The organism is Faecalibacterium sp. i21-0019-B1 (assembly GCF_042852915.1).
GTDB lineage: Bacteria > Bacillota > Clostridia > Oscillospirales > Ruminococcaceae > Faecalibacterium > Faecalibacterium taiwanense.
On sequence record NZ_AP031425.1, the window covers coordinates 1,641,441 to 1,659,017 of the forward strand.

At 49.9% G+C, this 17,577-nt stretch carries 15 protein-coding genes; 7 read left to right on the top strand and 8 right to left on the bottom strand.

What is annotated here, in order from left to right:
* Nucleotides 1–40: 40 nt before the first annotated feature.
* The 5 genes from ACGHP1_RS08275 to ACGHP1_RS08295 form a co-directional block, all read right to left on the bottom strand.
* Nucleotides 41–1,678 carry a recombinase family protein gene (locus tag ACGHP1_RS08275; protein WP_097773931.1) on the bottom strand — a complete coding sequence of 546 codons (1,638 nt, stop codon included), beginning with the start codon at nucleotides 1,676–1,678 and terminating at the stop codon, nucleotides 41–43.
* Between the two features lie 81 nt (nucleotides 1,679–1,759).
* Nucleotides 1,760–1,942, bottom strand: a complete 183-nt coding sequence (locus tag ACGHP1_RS08280; RefSeq protein ID WP_005945116.1) for a hypothetical protein — start codon at nucleotides 1,940–1,942, stop codon at nucleotides 1,760–1,762.
* 223 nt (nucleotides 1,943–2,165) lie between these two features.
* Nucleotides 2,166–2,507, bottom strand: coding sequence for a replication initiator protein A (locus ACGHP1_RS08285; protein WP_005924687.1), 342 nt, complete (start codon nucleotides 2,505–2,507; stop codon nucleotides 2,166–2,168).
* 796 nt (nucleotides 2,508–3,303) lie between these two features.
* Nucleotides 3,304–4,881, bottom strand: coding sequence for a MobQ family relaxase (gene mobQ / locus ACGHP1_RS08290; RefSeq protein ID WP_044954172.1), 1,578 nt, complete (start codon nucleotides 4,879–4,881; stop codon nucleotides 3,304–3,306).
* Nucleotides 4,882–5,150: 269 nt separating this feature from the next.
* Complete coding sequence (locus tag ACGHP1_RS08295; protein ID WP_055191833.1) at nucleotides 5,151–5,474, bottom strand: DUF3847 domain-containing protein; 324 nt, start codon at nucleotides 5,472–5,474, stop codon at nucleotides 5,151–5,153.
* A gap of 80 nt (nucleotides 5,475–5,554) precedes the next feature.
* On the opposite strand from ACGHP1_RS08295, the gene ACGHP1_RS08300 reads away from it, so the two are divergent.
* The 7 genes from ACGHP1_RS08300 to ACGHP1_RS08330 all read left to right on the top strand — a co-directional run bounded on the left by ACGHP1_RS08300 (nucleotide 5,555) and on the right by ACGHP1_RS08330 (nucleotide 9,745).
* A complete protein-coding gene (locus ACGHP1_RS08300) occupies nucleotides 5,555–6,094 on the top strand; it encodes an RNA polymerase sigma factor (RefSeq protein WP_223383315.1) in 540 nt (179 codons plus the stop codon).
* Nucleotides 6,087–6,245 (top strand): hypothetical protein, encoded by a 159-nt coding sequence (locus tag ACGHP1_RS08305; RefSeq protein ID WP_242990417.1) that lies wholly within the window; start codon nucleotides 6,087–6,089, stop codon nucleotides 6,243–6,245. The genes ACGHP1_RS08300 and ACGHP1_RS08305 overlap by 8 nt, the downstream gene beginning before the upstream one ends.
* A gap of 18 nt (nucleotides 6,246–6,263) precedes the next feature.
* Nucleotides 6,264–6,782: a DUF4367 domain-containing protein gene (locus tag ACGHP1_RS08310; protein WP_242990416.1), complete on the top strand. Its 519-nt coding sequence runs from the start codon at nucleotides 6,264–6,266 to the stop codon at nucleotides 6,780–6,782.
* A 171-nt stretch (nucleotides 6,783–6,953) separates the two neighbouring features.
* Nucleotides 6,954–7,340 (top strand): hypothetical protein, encoded by a 387-nt coding sequence (locus ACGHP1_RS08315; protein ID WP_223383317.1) that lies wholly within the window; start codon nucleotides 6,954–6,956, stop codon nucleotides 7,338–7,340.
* 156 nt (nucleotides 7,341–7,496) lie between these two features.
* Complete coding sequence (locus ACGHP1_RS08320; protein ID WP_223383318.1) at nucleotides 7,497–7,889, top strand: hypothetical protein; 393 nt, start codon at nucleotides 7,497–7,499, stop codon at nucleotides 7,887–7,889.
* Nucleotides 7,890–7,900: 11 nt separating this feature from the next.
* The gene (locus ACGHP1_RS08325; RefSeq protein WP_015536562.1) at nucleotides 7,901–8,608 is read left to right on the top strand and encodes a hypothetical protein; all 708 of its coding nucleotides are present in this window, start codon (nucleotides 7,901–7,903) and stop codon (nucleotides 8,606–8,608) included.
* Between the two features lie 210 nt (nucleotides 8,609–8,818).
* Nucleotides 8,819–9,745 (top strand): serine protease, encoded by a 927-nt coding sequence (locus ACGHP1_RS08330; protein WP_005924705.1) that lies wholly within the window; start codon nucleotides 8,819–8,821, stop codon nucleotides 9,743–9,745.
* Nucleotides 9,746–10,521: 776 nt separating this feature from the next.
* Here the strand turns inward: ACGHP1_RS08330 and ACGHP1_RS08335 are convergent.
* The 3 genes from ACGHP1_RS08335 to ACGHP1_RS08345 form a co-directional block, all read right to left on the bottom strand.
* Nucleotides 10,522–10,803: a DUF6061 family protein gene (locus tag ACGHP1_RS08335; RefSeq protein ID WP_015536560.1), complete on the bottom strand. Its 282-nt coding sequence runs from the start codon at nucleotides 10,801–10,803 to the stop codon at nucleotides 10,522–10,524.
* 73 nt (nucleotides 10,804–10,876) lie between these two features.
* Nucleotides 10,877–16,168, bottom strand: a complete 5,292-nt coding sequence (locus ACGHP1_RS08340) for a hypothetical protein (RefSeq protein WP_390508938.1) — start codon at nucleotides 16,166–16,168, stop codon at nucleotides 10,877–10,879.
* 15 nt (nucleotides 16,169–16,183) lie between these two features.
* Nucleotides 16,184–17,563: a hypothetical protein gene (locus tag ACGHP1_RS08345; protein ID WP_154259926.1), complete on the bottom strand. Its 1,380-nt coding sequence runs from the start codon at nucleotides 17,561–17,563 to the stop codon at nucleotides 16,184–16,186.
* Nucleotides 17,564–17,577 lie beyond the last annotated feature (14 nt).

Consider the following 17,577-nt stretch of genomic DNA (forward strand, 5'->3'; position numbering starts at 1 on the left):
GTCTGTAGGATAGTTCTCGGAGGTGACTTTTCTGACTTTGTTACTCGATGGCATCCAATGGGCCGATAAAGCGGTAGAAAATCTGGATTTTCTGGACGTATTCGCCATCGACCTTTTCCGCTCTGGATACCAGAATCTTGTCAATCAGCTGATGCAGAATCTTATAGTTCAGTTCGGTGATACCAGCGTACTTGCTGACTTCATCAATAAAATCCTGAATCTTGTCCAGCTGATCGTGTTCAGCACGGCCTTCCCGCTCGTACTGCTCAATCTTCTCGGTCAGTTCAGCCTGTTCTTTGTCGTAGCGATCTGCAAGCATTTGAAAACGTTTCTCCGGGAGAAGTCCCTTTGATACGTCCTCATAAAGTTTTGCATACAGGTCTTCGATTTCTGCGATTCGTGCTTTACACTGCTTCAAATCCCGTTTGTGCTGCGCCCGGTCAGAGGACACCCGGAGGTGCATCTGATTTGCAATCTTCTTCACAAGGGCTTCCCGATTGCTCACAGCGGCCTTTGCGTGTGCCTGAATGTCCGCAAAGACAGCTTCATGCAGAACACGGGCTTCCAAATTATGCGAGTCACAGGCTTTCGCACCATATTTCCGATAAGTGCTGCAACAATAAAAGGTCTGATCCAGAACACTGTTACGTTTGCGCCTGTGCTCGACCTTGACTAACATCGTTCTGCCGCAGTCTGCACAGCGGACGATGCCTTTGAAGATATTGTCGTAGTCGGTCTTATCGCACATAAAACTACTGGAACGGCTGTAAAGGATTCGCTGCACGTTCTCCCAACGGTCTTGTGGGATGATTGCTTCATGTGTATTCGGAACGATAGCGCGTTCTTCAAACGGAATATAACGCCGCTTTTTGGATTTCATGGACACGGTGGGCTTGGCTTCGTAGATGATGTGTCCGGCGTAGACTGGGCTGTGCAGAACCTGACTGATATAGGCACTGTCCCAATCATACATCTTTTCATCATCAATAAAGCGGCCAAACATCTCTTTCTTGTAGTAACACGGCTTCAAGACTTTTTCATCGTGGAGCCGCTTGGCGATGCGGTGAAGCCCCAGCCCTTCCTCTGCCATTGAATAGATATACTCAACAACGGGGGCGGTGTTCGGGTCGATCACAAGGTGATTGTGGTCGGCAGGGTCTTTCTGGTAGCCAAACGGTGCGCCGCTGGAGATATACTTTCCACTTTTCTTGCGTGTCCGAAGGGCACTCTTGATCTTTCGGGAAGTGTCTTTGGCGTACATTTCATTGATGATGTTTCGGAACGGGGCAATATCCATCTGAGATTGCTCGTTGGAATCATAACCATCGTTGATTGCAATATAGCGGACACCGTGTTCAGGAAAGAAGATTTCCATATACGTTCCGGTTTCGATGTGGTTGCGTCCAAGTCGGGACTGGTCTTTGGTAATGACTGTTGCCACCTTTCCTTCCCGGATATCATCCAGAAGTTCCTGAAAGGCAGGGCGGTCAGAGTTCGTACCGCTGTAACCATCATCAACATAGTACTGGCAATTCCCGAAACCGTTGCGTGTGGCATACTCCATAAGCATTGACTTTTGAGTGCGGATGCTCAGGCTTTCGCTGTTTGAACCGTCATCTTTTGACAGTCGGCAGTATAAAGCAGTTACTTTTTTGTCCTTTTCCATGTGTACCTCCATAATGGAAAAGAGACCTCATCAATCACATTGTAGCGGATGCTGCGTGATGATGCAAGCCCTTTTCCGCAGTAAAACGTCCAATTAGCCAGCGGCGAGATACGATTCGGCAGTTTTACGAATTTCTTCTTCCACAAGCCGCTGAAAAAGCGTATTCATCGGCACATTGCCGATATAATGGCGTTCCACGATCAGGCGCACGGACTTCGGACTTCTCGGCGCACGTTTGCGTGTGGTGGGCTTCTTCTCAGATTTTTCTTTGTTCAAGGGCAGACCTCCTCATTCATGTGGTGCAAATACGGAAAGGAATGGATGGATTCTATTCGTTTTTCTCTTTTTGTTTTATTACGTTGGTTAGGTGAAAGTTTTCTTCGATACAGTCTTAAAGGCTGCTATACTGCATAGGAAAAATATCTTTTGCAGATGCCATTAAGAATCTGCATCACAGAATCGTGATTTTGGCGGTTCTTGAATCGTGAAAAACGCAGAACTATTCAACATTTGGAATTTTCACAAAGATGTGATTGGGCGAAGAAAACCGCGTTCGTCTGCGCTCAATCAATCCCGCAGCGTCCAATTCCTTAAGCGCACTGGAAACACTGACAGTGCTGCGCCCTAGCTGCTCAGCCAAAGAGCAAATCGTAAAAATGACAAACACGAATCCACGTTCATCTATCCAGAGATTTTTCTGCGAGAGTGTGGCACGGTCGAGTAGCAACACATAAGTCATTTTTGCAGTCTGACTCAGGTCAAGTTCCAAAAGGAAGCGTGGGTATGGGAGAAACGGCGGCAGCGGAGTTTGCGTGGTAAGATATTCTGAAATGTTGATCACCTCCAGCTGAAGCAGAAATCAGGAACAAAGAGTATGTAACGAGAATTGGAGGGTTCCAATTCTCCAGTCGCAGAAAAGCACGAAACAAGTGCTCAACTGCGTTAATAAGTTAAGGTCTCCCATATTGGTCCTCGACTTCCCTAGGAGTGGGGAATCGTCCGGCGGCGGGCTTGCACCGCACCATTGGCATTTCAGCCACCCCGTCTTCGTTATGACCGGGCTGCGAGTTACAGAAGTACCTTTTGTGAAGTACCGGACGATTGAACTATTCACTTGTCAAGGAACATATGGAAGATTTCTGGACTTTGACGGACGAAAAACATCCTTCTACTTGGTAGCCGATGAAAAAGGCCATTTCGTAGCATTGCAAGCAATTTTGTAAACAAAACGTCATAATAGTCCGAGAATGGTCTTGAAAAAGATGCCCTACACTTGGTAGGCATCGAGAACGCCTGTTTCGTAGCATTGGTGAGAAACTTGTAATTGAATTGTAATTCTTGAGACCAAATCTCCGCTTTTGAAAAAATCCTCTCAATAGGTAGGCAACGAAAACAGCCCAAAGACAACCATCTTTTTGAGAATTAACAAAAAGGTCACAAATGACCGGCTTTCAAAGAGGCGCTTCTACTATTAACAGAAAAAGTGGCCTAAAATGGGGGGTGTTGGAGAAAATTTCTGCCTTAAAAGTACGCCTCTACTCACTAGCCAGCGAGAATAGCCAAAAGCCAGCAAAAAACAAATGAATTATGTACTTCTGCCACTGATTGCAACGGCATATCGGTGACAGAAAGATCGTTTAGAGCGATTCTTCGCGGTTTGGGGTGGTAGAAATCGTTTTGTAGTTGGACTTTTTCTGCTGAAGCTGCTCCAGCTGTTTCAGCACCGATTCCTTCTCCGGGGGCTTGCCGCCCGGTGTGGAAAGCTGCTGCTTATTCAGCACCATGTCGATATACTTGCGGATATTTTTCAGGGCAGAGACATCCGGCTGCAAGGTTTCCAGTTTGGTACGCAGTTCTGCGCTGCCGGATTGCAGCGCAGAAAATTCGGCATCCAATGCCGAAAAATCTACCGCTGTGCTGCCGTTCAGTTTCATCAGAGTGCGGACAGCTTTATTAAAGGTGTCCAGCTCCTCTTTGTGCTGGGCGGCATAAGCGTCCTTGGTCAACTTGAAGTTCTTCTTGATAAAGGTGTCGTGGATGGGCTTCAGCTTGGCATGGGCGGCGGCAGCATCCTTGATCTGGGCGATTGCCCGCATACGGTTTTCGTTCTGCTTCAACTGCCTACGGAGAGGGGCGGCGGTCTGGTTCAGGTTAGAAATTGCGGTATCCAGATCCTCGATGGTGTTCAGAGAATGGGCTTTCAGATAGTCCACCGCCCGTTTGACTTCCTCAAAGTCTCGGACAGTGCATTTCAGTTTTGCCTTGCCAGACCAATCGCTGCGCTGCTCGTTGCGGAGGTTGAAGTAATCCACCAGCAGGTCGGACAGCATTGGCTCCTTGGCTTGTTCCAGTGCATCCAAAAGAATCTGCTTCTTTTCATTCAGGTCTGCGATCCAGCGTTGCAGCCCACGAATCGCACTGCGGATGGACTGCATCAGGCTATTGGCGGCGCGAATATCCCGGTTCAGGTTGCCGAGAAAAGTTTCCACTCCACGCTTTTCCATCTGGTGTGCGGCGGGACCGAGATGCACGGTCGGTATCTGCTGGATGCCCTGTCGCTCAAAGGAGCGCAGGTCAACACGTTCCGGGCGGCCAGCCGCTTCCAAATAGCGGTTGGTAATGGTCTCCCAGCCATGCCGCCAGACCTCGGCATACTTCTGGTCGTTCCAGTCCACCGTGTTTTCCTTGTGGCACTTCCAGTTGCCGGAAGCGAGCCGGATGCGCTCACCGTTCTCGTCAAGGTCGTACACCTTTCTGGCTTTCGGGAGCCACTTGCCGTGTTCATCTATTGCCCGGAGCGTCAGCAGAATGTGAGCGTGTGGGTTTCCATCTCCCTTGTCGTGGATGGCAAAGTCGGCAATCATCCCTTTGGAAACAAACTGCTCCTGACAAAACTCTTTTATCATGGACAAATACTGCTCCTTCGGCACCTCCACCGGGAACGCCAGCACGATGCGCCGGGCAAGCTGGGAGTTCCACTGGTTCTCCACAGCTTCTACGGCGTTCCAGAGGGTCGCCCGGTCTGCATATCCGGGCGGCGCATAGGATGGCAGCATGATCTCAGCGTGGACAAGCTCTTTCTTCTTGTTGTAGAATTTTGTTCTCTGGTCGTACTCGCTGAACAGCCGTTCGCCGCTTTGGTAAGCGGCCCCGGCAACAGCGGACTGCCCTTGGCTGCGCTTGACGATGGTAATTTTGAAATGCGGACACGGAATAGGCATCACCCCCAAACAAAAAGACCGCCCAGCAAGATTGCTCTTGGTGAACGGTCTGGAATTGTATTCGGTTTTGCTCGCCGCCTTAGAACGGAGTGCCATGCGCTTCGATCTCAGGCGGGAGCCGCAAAAGGATAGCTGCAAAGCAGCGCAAGGAAAATGCAGTTTTCCTTGGGATGGAATCGGGCTGGCGCACAAACTCCAGCTTCGATTTCATCGAGCCGTCTGCAAGACCGCAATTTCACCGGAACGGTGTATAATTGCGCCCTTTATTCTAAAGGTTTTTGGACGTTGCTGCGTTCGTGAACATCATGCACCATCTTTGCAAGTGCCAGCACGACTTCAGGCTGGCGGAACGAGATTTTCAGCAGCTCCATCACCTGATCGTTGGTGAGTTCTTCCGGCGCAATCAGAAAACTTTCCAGCATTCCGGCACGGGTACACAGCCGATGCACACGGGCCTTGCGGGTCAGCTCCGGTATCTGGTGTTCCAGAATTTTCTCCCGGTGCTGGTAGTAGCGCAGCTGCTGTTCTGCTTTGGCTTTCTCGCTGCGGAGATAGGCGAGATCGGTTTTCGGTTGGGTCAATGGCATCACGCTCCTTTTCAAAAGTTGGTTGTATTCGACATTTTTATTGGTTCGTGGTACACTACACACAATCAATGTGAATAGAGGTGACTGCGTTGCTTGCGTTATATCTAAGTGTGCTTGATGATCGAAACTTTGAAGAAGATTTTACCGAGGTGTACAATACATACAAACGGCTGGTTTACCATACCGCTTACAAAATCATGGATGATTCGTATCTGGCAGAGGATGTGCTACAAGAGGTATTTTTGTACGTTGCAAAAAATTTTTCTAAAATTCATCGAGAAAACTGTCACGAACTCGCTGCTTATCTCGTTAGTTGTAGTAGAAGCCGTGCATATGATATGCTTCGCAAACAACGAGAAGAATTGCTGGAAGATGTCCCAAACGAACCAGATGCCGCTCCGGTGCCGGATGATGCAGCAGTTAGCACCGATAACATTGAACGTCTAACAGAACTGATTGGCCAAATGAAACCGATGTACCGTGATCCGCTACGCCTTTTGGCAATGGGATATACAAACCGTGAGATTGCAAAATCGCTGGGATTAACGGATGAAGTGGTACGAACACGGCTCTTTCGAGGACGAAAACTATTATGGAAGGAGATGAACAGCCATGAGTGAGCGGACAGACATTTCATTTGATGCGGCTTTGATGATGGCACTTCGTGCAGATGCGCAAAGAGAACTGGATTCGCTTCCAACGCCAAAGCAGTTTGAGGAAATCTACCCAGATACGTCCCAATGGGACGAACGAATGACAGAGGCCTTATAGAAGAAAAAGCACCACCCAGTGTTGAAACGAGTACTAATTGCGGCATTGACACTCGTAATGCTGACGGTTGGTGCTCTTGCGGTCAGCGCTGATTTCCGCAGGGCAGTCTATACGATGATTCAAAAATTTCTGCCCATTGAGATGCAGCTGACTTATCAGGTGGATGGCGAACCGCTGGAGTGGCTCCCGGATGGATACAGCGACCATTATGTGCCGAACGGCTTTGAAATGGACGATGTGCAGAAATTTGAGCGAGCAGAAAACTTTTTACATGTTTACTCGTCAAAAGAAACAGAGGAAAGCTACACAGTCCGTTGCTCAATTATCCAGCCAGGGCAGCAGTCCCTGTTTGATAATGAGCATACAGTGTACGAAACCGTAAAGGTCGGAGAAGCAGATGGTGTACTTGGAACCAGTACGGATGAACATGGAAAGAATGTTTATACTCTAAGTTGGGAACATCGGGGGATTACACATACCGTTATGGGAAACATTCCATACGATGAGATTATGAAAATTGCGGAAGGTATCCGTTAAGAAAGCTGGACACTTGTGAGAGTTCACAAATGTCTGGCTTTCTTTTTGTCTGAACTTACAAAGATGGAAAATTTGAAAAATTTTCTCCTGAAAATTGAAACGAAGCGAATGCGAATTGCGTTGATTATACAAAGGCTCTTGATGGGAGCAAAAAAACGGAGGTGTATGTCTATGTCGAAAAAGCGTTTGTTGTCCATTGTTGTTTCAGCGGTGATTCTCTTGAGCTTTGCCTGCACCGCAATGGCCGCTGAAAAGTCTGAACGGTATGTAGGCGATAGTACGGTCAACGGATCTATTTACCAAACATACTATCAGGTTGATGCCCAGACTCGAACTGGAGTAAAGAAAATCAGCGTTTCAGGCGTTCTCTATGAAAAGGGGACAATTGGAACATGGCAAAAAGTAAGTAGCTGCTCAAACAGCAGCACGACCTCAACCTGCATGGTGAGCAGTAGCTTTAACACTAAGCCCGGAAAATCTTATAGGCTTGAGTATTCTGCGACCTTTAGCTATTCCGATGGACGGAGCGAAACCATTACCGGAAGTACCAGTAGATAAGTGGAGTTTGTTATATATTTCAGCAAGTTAGAAAGGTGTGAGGTAATTATAAAGGCGAGACCAACGCGAGTTATCCGATACCTAGCTATAGTCGCACTGTGCTTGCTTTTGGGCTTTATGCTTGGAAGAAAAAGCAAATATGAAAAACGAGATTATTTGAAACAATTCAAAATTGGAAAAGCAACATACTCTGAATCGTTGATATATGAGGCTTATGGCGGATTGCAAAATGATGGGATAATGTTAGCGGTATACTACGATGTGGATGCAGCCAAAATTATTCATCAACTCGATTCATGGGAGAAAATTAATGATTCTCCAACCATATCTTCTATATTAAAAAATGTGTCGTCATATTTTGGATTAGATTTTGTGATTCCTGAAATTGCAAGTGGAAATTTTTTTCTTTATGATAATAGTCAGCATAAGGAACTACGCTCGGAAGCCGAAATGAATACATTGCTTTTACATTCTGAAGATGTGAATTTTAGTCTCGTTGTCTGGGATGATGAGAAGCACACAATTTATATAGTAGAGTACAGAATTTAAGGAGGTTCGTTATGAAGAGGTTCGTATCATTAATTCTTTCAGTGTGTTTTTTGTTTTCGATAAATACTGTGTCTTATGCTGCTAACATAAGCAGCCGTAAAGCTAGCAATCCTGTTATTCAAAGCATGAATGATAAGTATCATGTTGATTTTTCGGGAATGTCGATAGATGAATTAAATAAGTTTATCGATAAGATGAAAGATGAAGATCAAACACGTGCATCTGGAAATTTGTTAAATAATACACAGCTTGCATGGTTGGCAGCTGCGCAAATTGCACGGGATAAGGGATATGAATGTGCGGCTCTTATGGTTGAATTCTCTGTATATAATATTGACTATTCTGAGAGTGTGACGGATTCTTCGACGCCATTGCTTGACAAGTTAAACACGACAACAGTTTTTAATAATTATAAAAACAAAGTACTTAATAGTGGCTTGAAAGATTTTAGTGGAGGAAGTTGGTCTTTTACAATTCAAAAGTCTGATAATGCAGATTTATTCTATGCATTGCATAGGGTAAGCACCTCTGGAACAGGCTTCATGATTGGTAATTCTATAATGTATTACTTGATTACCGTTCATGACACATTTGATTTTGCATATGACAACAACTATGACGACTTGTTTACTACTACAGTGAACAATTGGGCTTGGTTGTGCCAGCAGACGCATGTGTTGAATCCCATAGAGATAAATCTTAGCACGGCTATTGGATAAAAAATCAGTGGTATTTATTTTTTTGCGAAAGTAAAAGTTGAAATCTAAAATAAGGATGGCTCTAACGTATGAAAAATTTTACGGAGGTGTTTCCAATGCAGAGCAACTGATGTATAAGAAATCTTGTGTATACTCTAAAAGTAAAGAAGGAAAATTAAAATAGCTAGTGAAAAAATATCTCGTAGAATTTTTTTGAAAGCAAGTGGGATTGTGGCTCTTTCTTCAATGGAGCTTAACTCTGGGCTGACTGCTTTTGCAGATAATCAAAGTGATGGAAGCAAATCTCATATCGAGAGATACCATAGATACGATTTTGATACAAAAGAAGAATCTATAGAGGAAATTATAGTTGAAACCAATTCCTTCACGGATGGAGAGACAACTGCAGGCTATTTTCCAAATGGAAAGATTTCGGATATTGATCTATCCGATCTGTATGCGATTATCGGAAGCAATGATATCACTGTTGTTGATAATCCAACGGCAACACCATATTGTAGTACGGTATGCCTACAGATAACGACCAATAATGGAGGGACAAATTATGGTTCTGGATTTATGATTGGGCCTAATGCACTTGCAACAGCAGCACATAATCTATACAGTATAAAGGAAAAAGCCTACGTTAAGTCGGTAAATGTCGCACCTGCTCGATCTGATAATAGTAAACCTTTTGGAAGCGAAAATGTATCGGCAAGTTCGATGATTGTTAGTGATTCTTATCTTGCTGGAACAAGTTCGGAGGATTGGGCGATTATTACGCTCAAGAATAATTTAGGAACGAAAACGGGATGGCTTGGGTTACATTGGCAGTCTAGCAATTATTCATCATCACAGTTGGTGTATGCTTATGGCTATCCGAGCCAAATAAATGGTGCCGATGCGAGATATCGGATGTGTAAATCTTCTGGGTATATTAGAAGTCAGACTTCAAAATATCTCAAGGGCGATTGGGATTTGACAGGTGGCTTTAGTGGTGGTCCTCTTGTAGAATATATTTCTGGAGCTGGGTATGTAGCTATCGGAATCCATAAAGATGGAAGCACAATTGATGGTTCTTCATATCCAACTTCTTATACAGGGGCATTGAGAATAACACAATCGCTTTATACGCTGTTCCTTTCATACAGAGGTTGATAAAATGAAATGCAAACGGAAGATTATGGTTGGCATAGCATTTGTGGCAGTGGTTCTCTGCATTCTATTTCAATCGAATACATTCGGAAGAAAAAAATCGGAACTTATAATTGAAGAAGTTGACCTGAAGAACAATTGTATTTATGCGACTGCAAAAAATCAATTATATGATACGGATGACAATTATATAATTTATGGCGTATCAAACTACTTGAAAGGAAATCTTCAGTTGTCGTATCTTAAAGAAGGCGAAAGCATTCTTGTGATATCAAACGGTAAGGTGTTGCTATCAGATCCGTATCAATTTGATAAAATATACAGTATTCAACTGTTGCAATAGCGTTTCATTTTCTCAATAAATAATATAAGCTATTTACAGCTGCCTCCTCTGTTAAGTGGTGGTGCAGTGCTTATTCTCAATAACGATGCGATTGATGAAAATGATAGACCTTTTTGGAATTTAGAATTTTCTCAATAATCAAGCCCCCAAAATGGCAAACTTGAAATCATCGAGAGATACATAAAATATAGGGTTAAATCGACTTTCGTGTCGAAAAAACAAGTGCTAGAAATAGCAAAATCCATTGAATTTTAGAATGACATTTATAAGAAACCAGTAGATTTGCCTGATATTTGTGATTTCTTTGACCGTTGGGCCATTGATTTTGCACTACATTGATTTTGCACTACTATGAGCAAAGGAAAAACTTAAAATAAGCAAACAACCCGCCATTTGCAGCGACTGCAAGTAGCGGGTTGTTTGGCCTATTTAGAGGTTAGTCTTTCAGTTTGCCATGGTCACAGCCAAGTGAGAGATAATGCTCAATCTCACCACTCAGCACAAGCTGGACGCACTCCAAGGGCTTGTTGTATAGTAGCCAATCAAGTTCAGCTCGCTGTGCCGGGGTATTGCCGTATTCGTCCTCGATGGCAAGGCAGTCAATGGCAATGGCAGAGCCATCAGCGAACTGGGCTTCCGCTCGGTTGGTGTCCATATTATAGTGCCAAGAACGTGCTTTTTGAGAACTATTCTGGTCAAAAATTCGATTTTGTTTCATTTGAATGCCCTCTTTGATGCTTTTATGATTTAGTTTTTTGACGAGATGAGGTCTCTTTTTTCTTTCTCTTGAGTCACCCAACCGCACTATCCTGCATCAGCCCAAAGAACTGGCTCAAGGTGTCCAGTGCTGCAGCCTTGTCCGCAATGGTGCGGCTTGCCATCTGCTGGTCGTTCCGCTTCGCGTCACGGCTGGCCTGCTCTGCCAGCTGATAGCGGAACTTTGCAAGGTCGCTTTCTTGTGCCAGTTCACCGGTCTGGTAATATTCCCGGATCTCCCGCACTACGCGGTCAGCATCCACACGTCCGCTGTATTCCTTGCCGGCTGCCACCCGACCATCTGCTGTGGAGATGTCCAGTGTGAACTGCCGTTTCTCGCCGCCCAGCTCCTGCACCATTCGCCAGATCTGTTCCAGCTGCTGCGTGGTGGGTGCTGTGTCTGCCGAGAGATCCACTCCCGGTGCTTCAGCCATCACGCGCACATTGCCGTCCAGCAGAAATTCGTTCAGCGCTTCCGTTCCATTTTTCACCTCTGCCGAACCGAACACGCTCATGATCTCCCGGTGATCGGTATCTCGGGTTCGGTCATTCTGGGCAAAGTCCAGCATCTGGCCGTCCGGCAGAATGTACCCGGCTCGTCTGAAGTCCTCTGTCGTGCCAAACCGTTCTTTTGCCAGTACGCGGCGGTATTCTGCCTTTCCGCCGTGGGCTTCGGCCTTGGCATCATATACCGCCTGTTCTGCTTTGCCTTTTTTTGCGTTCTGCTGCTGCATCCGGGCACCGGCCTCTTTGATCCGGCCGTTCAGCACAGCGCTCTGGTCTTCCAGCTGCGCCATACGGGCATTGTAGTCTTTGCGCTTTGCAAGATAATTCTGGTATTCTTCGCTGTCCCGGTAGGCTTTTGCTTCTGCAGAAAAAATCCCCAGTGCCTTCTTCTTCGCCTCGATCTCTTTCACGGCGTCGCTTCCCAGCCAGGCACTGCGTTCTTCCTTCAGCTCCCGCCGCTGCTCGTCCAGCCGCTGCTGTTCGTCGCGCAGCTTCGTCAGCTCGTCTGCCTCGCTCAACTGATACCGTACATTTTTCTTCAGCGTCCCGTCATTTCCCTTGTTTTCAGCGGCTTCCTGTGCTATACTCTGGTTAGAGATCTTCGACCCGCTGCTCCCCGAATCTTCGGATTCCATGTGGGCTTTGCCGAAGGTCTCCGTAAAGCTCTCCGGCAATCTACTCCTTGAATCTTCGGATTCTACGTGGGTACCACCGGAGGGCTTTATTTTTGTTTCTTTGATGTTAACAATATCATAAAAAATCTCCCGTGTATCCGGTTTGATGGCTGTCAGCACATCTGCCTCATACGCGTTTTCGCCCACGCGGATTTTAATTCTTCCGCGGTTGAAGGCTTCCGCATTTTTGTGATTTGCGGGCTCGCGGTACACCTCATCCGCAGTTGCAATGATTTCATCAAGATTGGCAGCCATGCGCATCTTGTCCGCATACGCTGTGGCATTTTCCCACTGTAATGCCTTTGAATACTTCGACCAGACAAACTCATTGCGTCCATCTTTGCTGTTCAGAATTGTCCAGCCGTTTCTTACAAAGCCATCCGGGAAACGTTCTCTGATTGCCTGCTTGACTACCGATTTCCAGTTTTCCTGCGGGATTCCTTTCAGAATATCCTCGTCGATCTGAATGTAAGTTTCTCCCTCGGCATCTTTCTTGATTTCAAACCTTGTCCCTTCCGCCGCGCCCTTGTTCTCAAGGGCTGCGGCGTTTTCTTTTGCGGCGCGCAGGCTGTCCATAGCCCTCTCCGCATGGGCAAAGTATTCGTCCTGCAGCACCCGCTTTTCTGCCACCGCAAGGCGCTGTGCTTTCAGAGCGGCCTTGTTCTCCGGGTCTCTTGCCAGCACTTCCTTTGCGCGGCTCACGATGTCGCTCAAAAGCTCCTTCACCTTGGTCATCACCTTGTGGATGCTGCCTGCCTTGCCTGCGTTCTTTTCAGCCTGCCCGCGCTGGAACTCCACCCAGCGCTTAAAGCTCGCTTCATCGCTGAAGATGCCGCGCCATGCGTCCGCCACAAGTTCTTCTGCGGCTTCCTCGTAGCTCAGCCCCTGCTGTGCATAGTCGGAAAGCTTCCCCCGGATCATCTCGTCAATGCCTTCAAAGCCCTCGCTCTTTGCCAGAAATTCCAGTGCATGCTGCTGCAGTGCCTGCGCACCCTCTGCATCAAGTGAGTTGTACCAGTGGTAGTCCTCGTGCAAGATTGTGCCAAACACATCCTCTGCCCGGTCGCTGAAGAAAATGCGCGCCGTCTCGGTGTCCACATAAGCCCTCACCCGGTCGCTGCCCTGCAGCACCGTTTTCAGCACCGCATCGGTGTTCGTGGCCTTCGCATTCAGTTCGATCAGCTGCGTGCCCACCTCGTTTGCCGTGCGCATCGTTCCCTTATACAGCACCCGGCCGCTGCCGCTGGTGCTTTCCGCCGTCAGCCTTCCGCCAAGGCTTGCGCGCTGCATCTTTCCGGCTTCCAGTTCTCCGTGTCCCTGCAGCCATGCCAGCTGCAGCGCTTCCCGTCCACCGTCCTGTGCCAGCACGTAATCGGTGTTCACAGCAAGGCCGCTCATGCCTTGCGCCAGCTCCATAGCCTTGTCAAAGGTGTGCACATCTTCCATCTGTCCCAGCCGGTACAGGCTACTGGCTGCAGCTGCATACCGCCCGGCATCTCCAATTTCTGTCGGCATGTTCCTGCTGATGGTCGCACTTGCCCCATCCGATACCTGCCATCGGGTCAGCTCATGCTGCACCTCCCGCTGCTTTGTGGTCAGGCTCTGCTGTTCAAGGCCGTAAGTTTCCCGCATCCCGCCAGACTGTTCCGCCGGGCTGCTTTCCACCCTTTCCCCGGTGTTCTCCACGGCAGCTCCGCTCCGGCCCAGCTCACTTTCCGTCTGTGCCTGCCGCGCAGATCTGTCAGCTTCCATTTTTTCTACAATTGCGGCCGTATTTTGTGCTTCAACTGTCGCATTTTCGGTAGCTGTGGCCGGAGCCTGTGCTGCCCGCTGCTGTGTTGTCATTTCCCGCAATACCTGCCGGGTCTTTGCTTCCGTTTCCGGCAGCTCAACACCGTATTCTTCCGCAAAGGCAGCGCGGTTCGCTTCATTGGCCGCATTCGGTGTAAATAGGTTGATGGTCTTGCTCGTAAGCTGCCCATCCTGCACAGCTGCGGCAAGCTGCTGCACAGCCGGGTTTTCGCTCTGTACCATCGGCGCAGTATCCTGCATGGTCGCAAATCCGCTTGTCGTCCCCGTCACTTCCGGCTGCACCGTTTCCTGTGTAGCAGCCGCAGGTTGTCGGGTGCCTGCCGCAGCTTCTTCCGGTGTCTGCTGCATCGCCGTTCCCGGCTCCTGTGCCCGCACTTCGTCCTGCAATGCCTGCCGTGCCCGTTCCATCTGTCCTTCGTAGTATGCCCGCTTCACATTACCCACAATGCTGGCATCGCCGCCGTTCGCCTTTGCAAGCCCTGTGCCCACAGCACCGCCCAAGGCACCGGATGCACCGCCCGTCAGGCCGCTTTCCAGCGCCGTTAAAAAGGTGTCGCTTTTAAACAGGTCTGCCGCCGCTTCGCTGTCGCCCAGCGTCGCATCAATAGCCTTGTCTGCATAGGTCTCCACAAAGGCCTGCATGGCATTGTCCACGCCGCCGGAGATGGCATTTGCCACCGCCGGGTACCGCTGTGCCAGCGTGCCGTCCGCCGCCACGCTGCGCACCATGTCAGCCAGTTTGCCCGCCAGCGTATTCTTTGCGTAGTCACTGCCCATGGTCTTTGCAAGGTCTGCTGCGCCCACACTGTTAATGGCCCAACCCGCGCCAAATTTTGCAAGGCCCCCGGCCAGCGTCTTGCCTGCACTTTCGCCCTTTTCAACGCTCTGGCCCATAGCTTCCGCACCGCCCTGCGCACTCAGCACCGGCAGCACCCATGCCGGGTCAATAGCCGCCACCGCAAGGTTCTCGCCAGCACTGCTCACGATGCCCAGCGCCTGCTTTGCAATGGGGCTAAGGCCCGCCTGTGCAGCTGCGGTCAGATCCTGTCCTCGCTTGTACAGCTGGTAACCAAAGCTCTTCTCCGGGTCTACGCTGTCATGCACTTCCGTTCCGGCAATGCGCGCCCACATGTTGTCGATCTCCTGCTGCGTGTAACCTTTCTCGATCAGCTCTGCATCCGTGTAGGCATCGCTCTGCGTTGTTTGTGCCGCCGGGGCACTGGCCATTGCACCGCTGCTCTGTGCCAGCTGCAGCGTGTTGTCCCGTGCTGCATACCGTGTCTTTCCGCCGGTCATCAGGCGCAGCAGCTCCTGCTGCCGGTCGTCGCTCTGTACATCCTGCTGCAGCTGCTTCCAGTTGCTGCTGGTCGCTGCTGCATTCTTTGCGCTCTGTACGCCGGTCTCACCCGCCAGAAAAACCGAGGATGCCACCGTGTCTCCAATACCGCCAATGGTATTGGCCGCGCGCCGCGCTGCACGCTGTCCTGCAGGCAGCGCATCAAAGTCGGCAATGTACTGCCGCGCTTCGCTGATCTCCTTGCGGCTGTATCCCTTTGCCAGCAGTTCCGCATCGGTGTAGTCCCGTCTGCCCGCACTCTTTTCCGGCACTGCTGCGCTGGCTGCAGCACCGCTCACGCTCTGGGGCTGCATGGCGTTGTTTTTCTCGGCATAGCTCTGTCCGCCGGTGCCAATGCGCATCAGCGTCACAAGTTCCCGGTGCTTCGGGTCAGCGTCCATCCACTGGTTCAGCCGGTCAAAATCGCTGAAGTCGTCTGTCGCTTTCAGATCTTCCGTGTACTGCTTCACCTTCTGCGCAGTCTGTGCATACCAGCCTTCATCTCCGCTGGCAATGCCTGCAATGCGCTGGCGCTCAGTGGGCTGCACCGTTCCCGTCACCTTTGCCGCCGGAGCTGCAGTGCTCTTCGCGTTCAGCCATTCCGGCTGCGCAGTGCTGCTGCGTGTACCTGTACCGCTGTCGGTCACAATGCCGCTTTTGCCCGGATATGCCTGTGTTCTGCCTGTTTCCTGCGGCACTGCCAGCTGCAGCTTGTGGCCGCTGTCCGCGCCCGTCATCTGCGCCAGCACCCGTGCACCAAGGCCCGTGCCGGTGTTCTGCCTTGCAGCCGCAGCCGGGCTGGCAGCATTCTGTCCGCTGCTTTTCGCTTCCCAGCTTTCCCGCGCTTTTGCAATGCGTTCCGGTGTCCACTTGTCCGTAGTGTTTGCTGTTCCCGCAGCTGTACCGGTGCTTGCCGTCCGGTTTGTGGTGCGGCTGTTGTTTTTCGCTTCCCAACTTTCTCTGTCTTTTTTCAGTCTTTCCGGTGTCCATTTGCTCATAACTGCCGGTCTCCTTTATCGTTCCGCTTCCAGAATTTTCATAATGGACGACAGCGTGTTGTCCGTAATGCCGTCTGCAGAAAGTCTGCCCGCAATATCGTCCAGACTGTAACCCCTCGCCTGCATGCCGCGCGCCGTTGCAAGTCCGCTGCGCAGCGGACTGCTGCGGGTGTTTGCCTGCCCACTGGTGCCGTTGCTTCCCGCCGTGCTGTTTTTCAGCCACCCCGCGTCCGTCAGGGTCTGCTGGTAGAAGTCATACAGTGGGTCTGTCTTCTTCATCCCGGAGAATTTTGTTGCCATCGTCTGCAGCTGGCTGTTGGTAAAGCCGGTCGTTCCCGTCTTGCCGCTGCCAGAGCTTGTGTTTCCGCTCTTCGTTCTGCTCGTTCTGCTGCTCCCGCTGCCGGTCGTCCTATAACGGTTATTCAGTGCCAGCTGGTTTGCTGTGTAATTCAGCTGCCGCTGGTTCAGTGTGGGCGAATAGTCAATGCTGCCGGTATCTACGCCCGCCATCTGCAGGTAGTTTTTGGCTGCAGTGTCATTGCCACTTCCTGCCAGACTTGCACCCTGCAGCAGTGCCGCCATCTGATCCTGCTGTACACTGCTCATGCCCTGCCATGTATCCAGCATCGTCTCGTCCAAACCATATTTCGTCAGCACTGCTTTCGCTGCATCATCAAAGCCTGCCTGTTTGTATGCGGTGGCCTGCTGCAGCGCCGCCACCTGATCGCTCAGCTGAGTGCGTGCCAGACTGTCATTGTACTGTTTTTCCTTGAACTCGTTTTCCCACTTCTGCTGACTGTACCCCTTGTACGCATCGTATCCTTCCATCACCGTGCTGCCAATGCCCTTCACGGCGTTCCACACATTGTTCCAGAAGTCGCTGTTCTCCTGCCGTGCCTGCTGGGTGCGGTCATAAAGGTAATTGCGCCAGTTTGCTGCATTGCTCACGCTGCTGTCATACTCGCCGCGTTCCAGTGCGCGCTGTCCCAGCAGGGTGTCCAGCTGGTCGCCCGCACCGGCAAGCTCCTGCTGCCACTGGGCCAGTGCGTCCGCCCGTGCTGCAGCAAGGGTGCTGCCGGTGTTTGCCGTCTGCGCCGCTGCTGCCTGATCTGCCGCGCTTTTTGCATAGTCCGCGCCATACCCGCCGGAAAGCGCATCTGCGGTCGCTGCTGCCGCATCTGCACCGGCATTCGCATTGCCCACCATCCGTGTCAGTGCGTCCTTGTAGCCGCTGTCTGCCGTGGTAAAGTCAAATCCCGCGCCGCTGGCCGTGCCCATCTTGTCCAGCGTGTCGGCAATGCCCTGCGCATACTGGTCATCGTAGGCCCCCGGCATGGCGTTTTCCGCGTCCTGCAGGCGCTGCTGCGCGTCGTTCAATCTCTTGATGGTTCCCATTCTTTTCTCCTTTC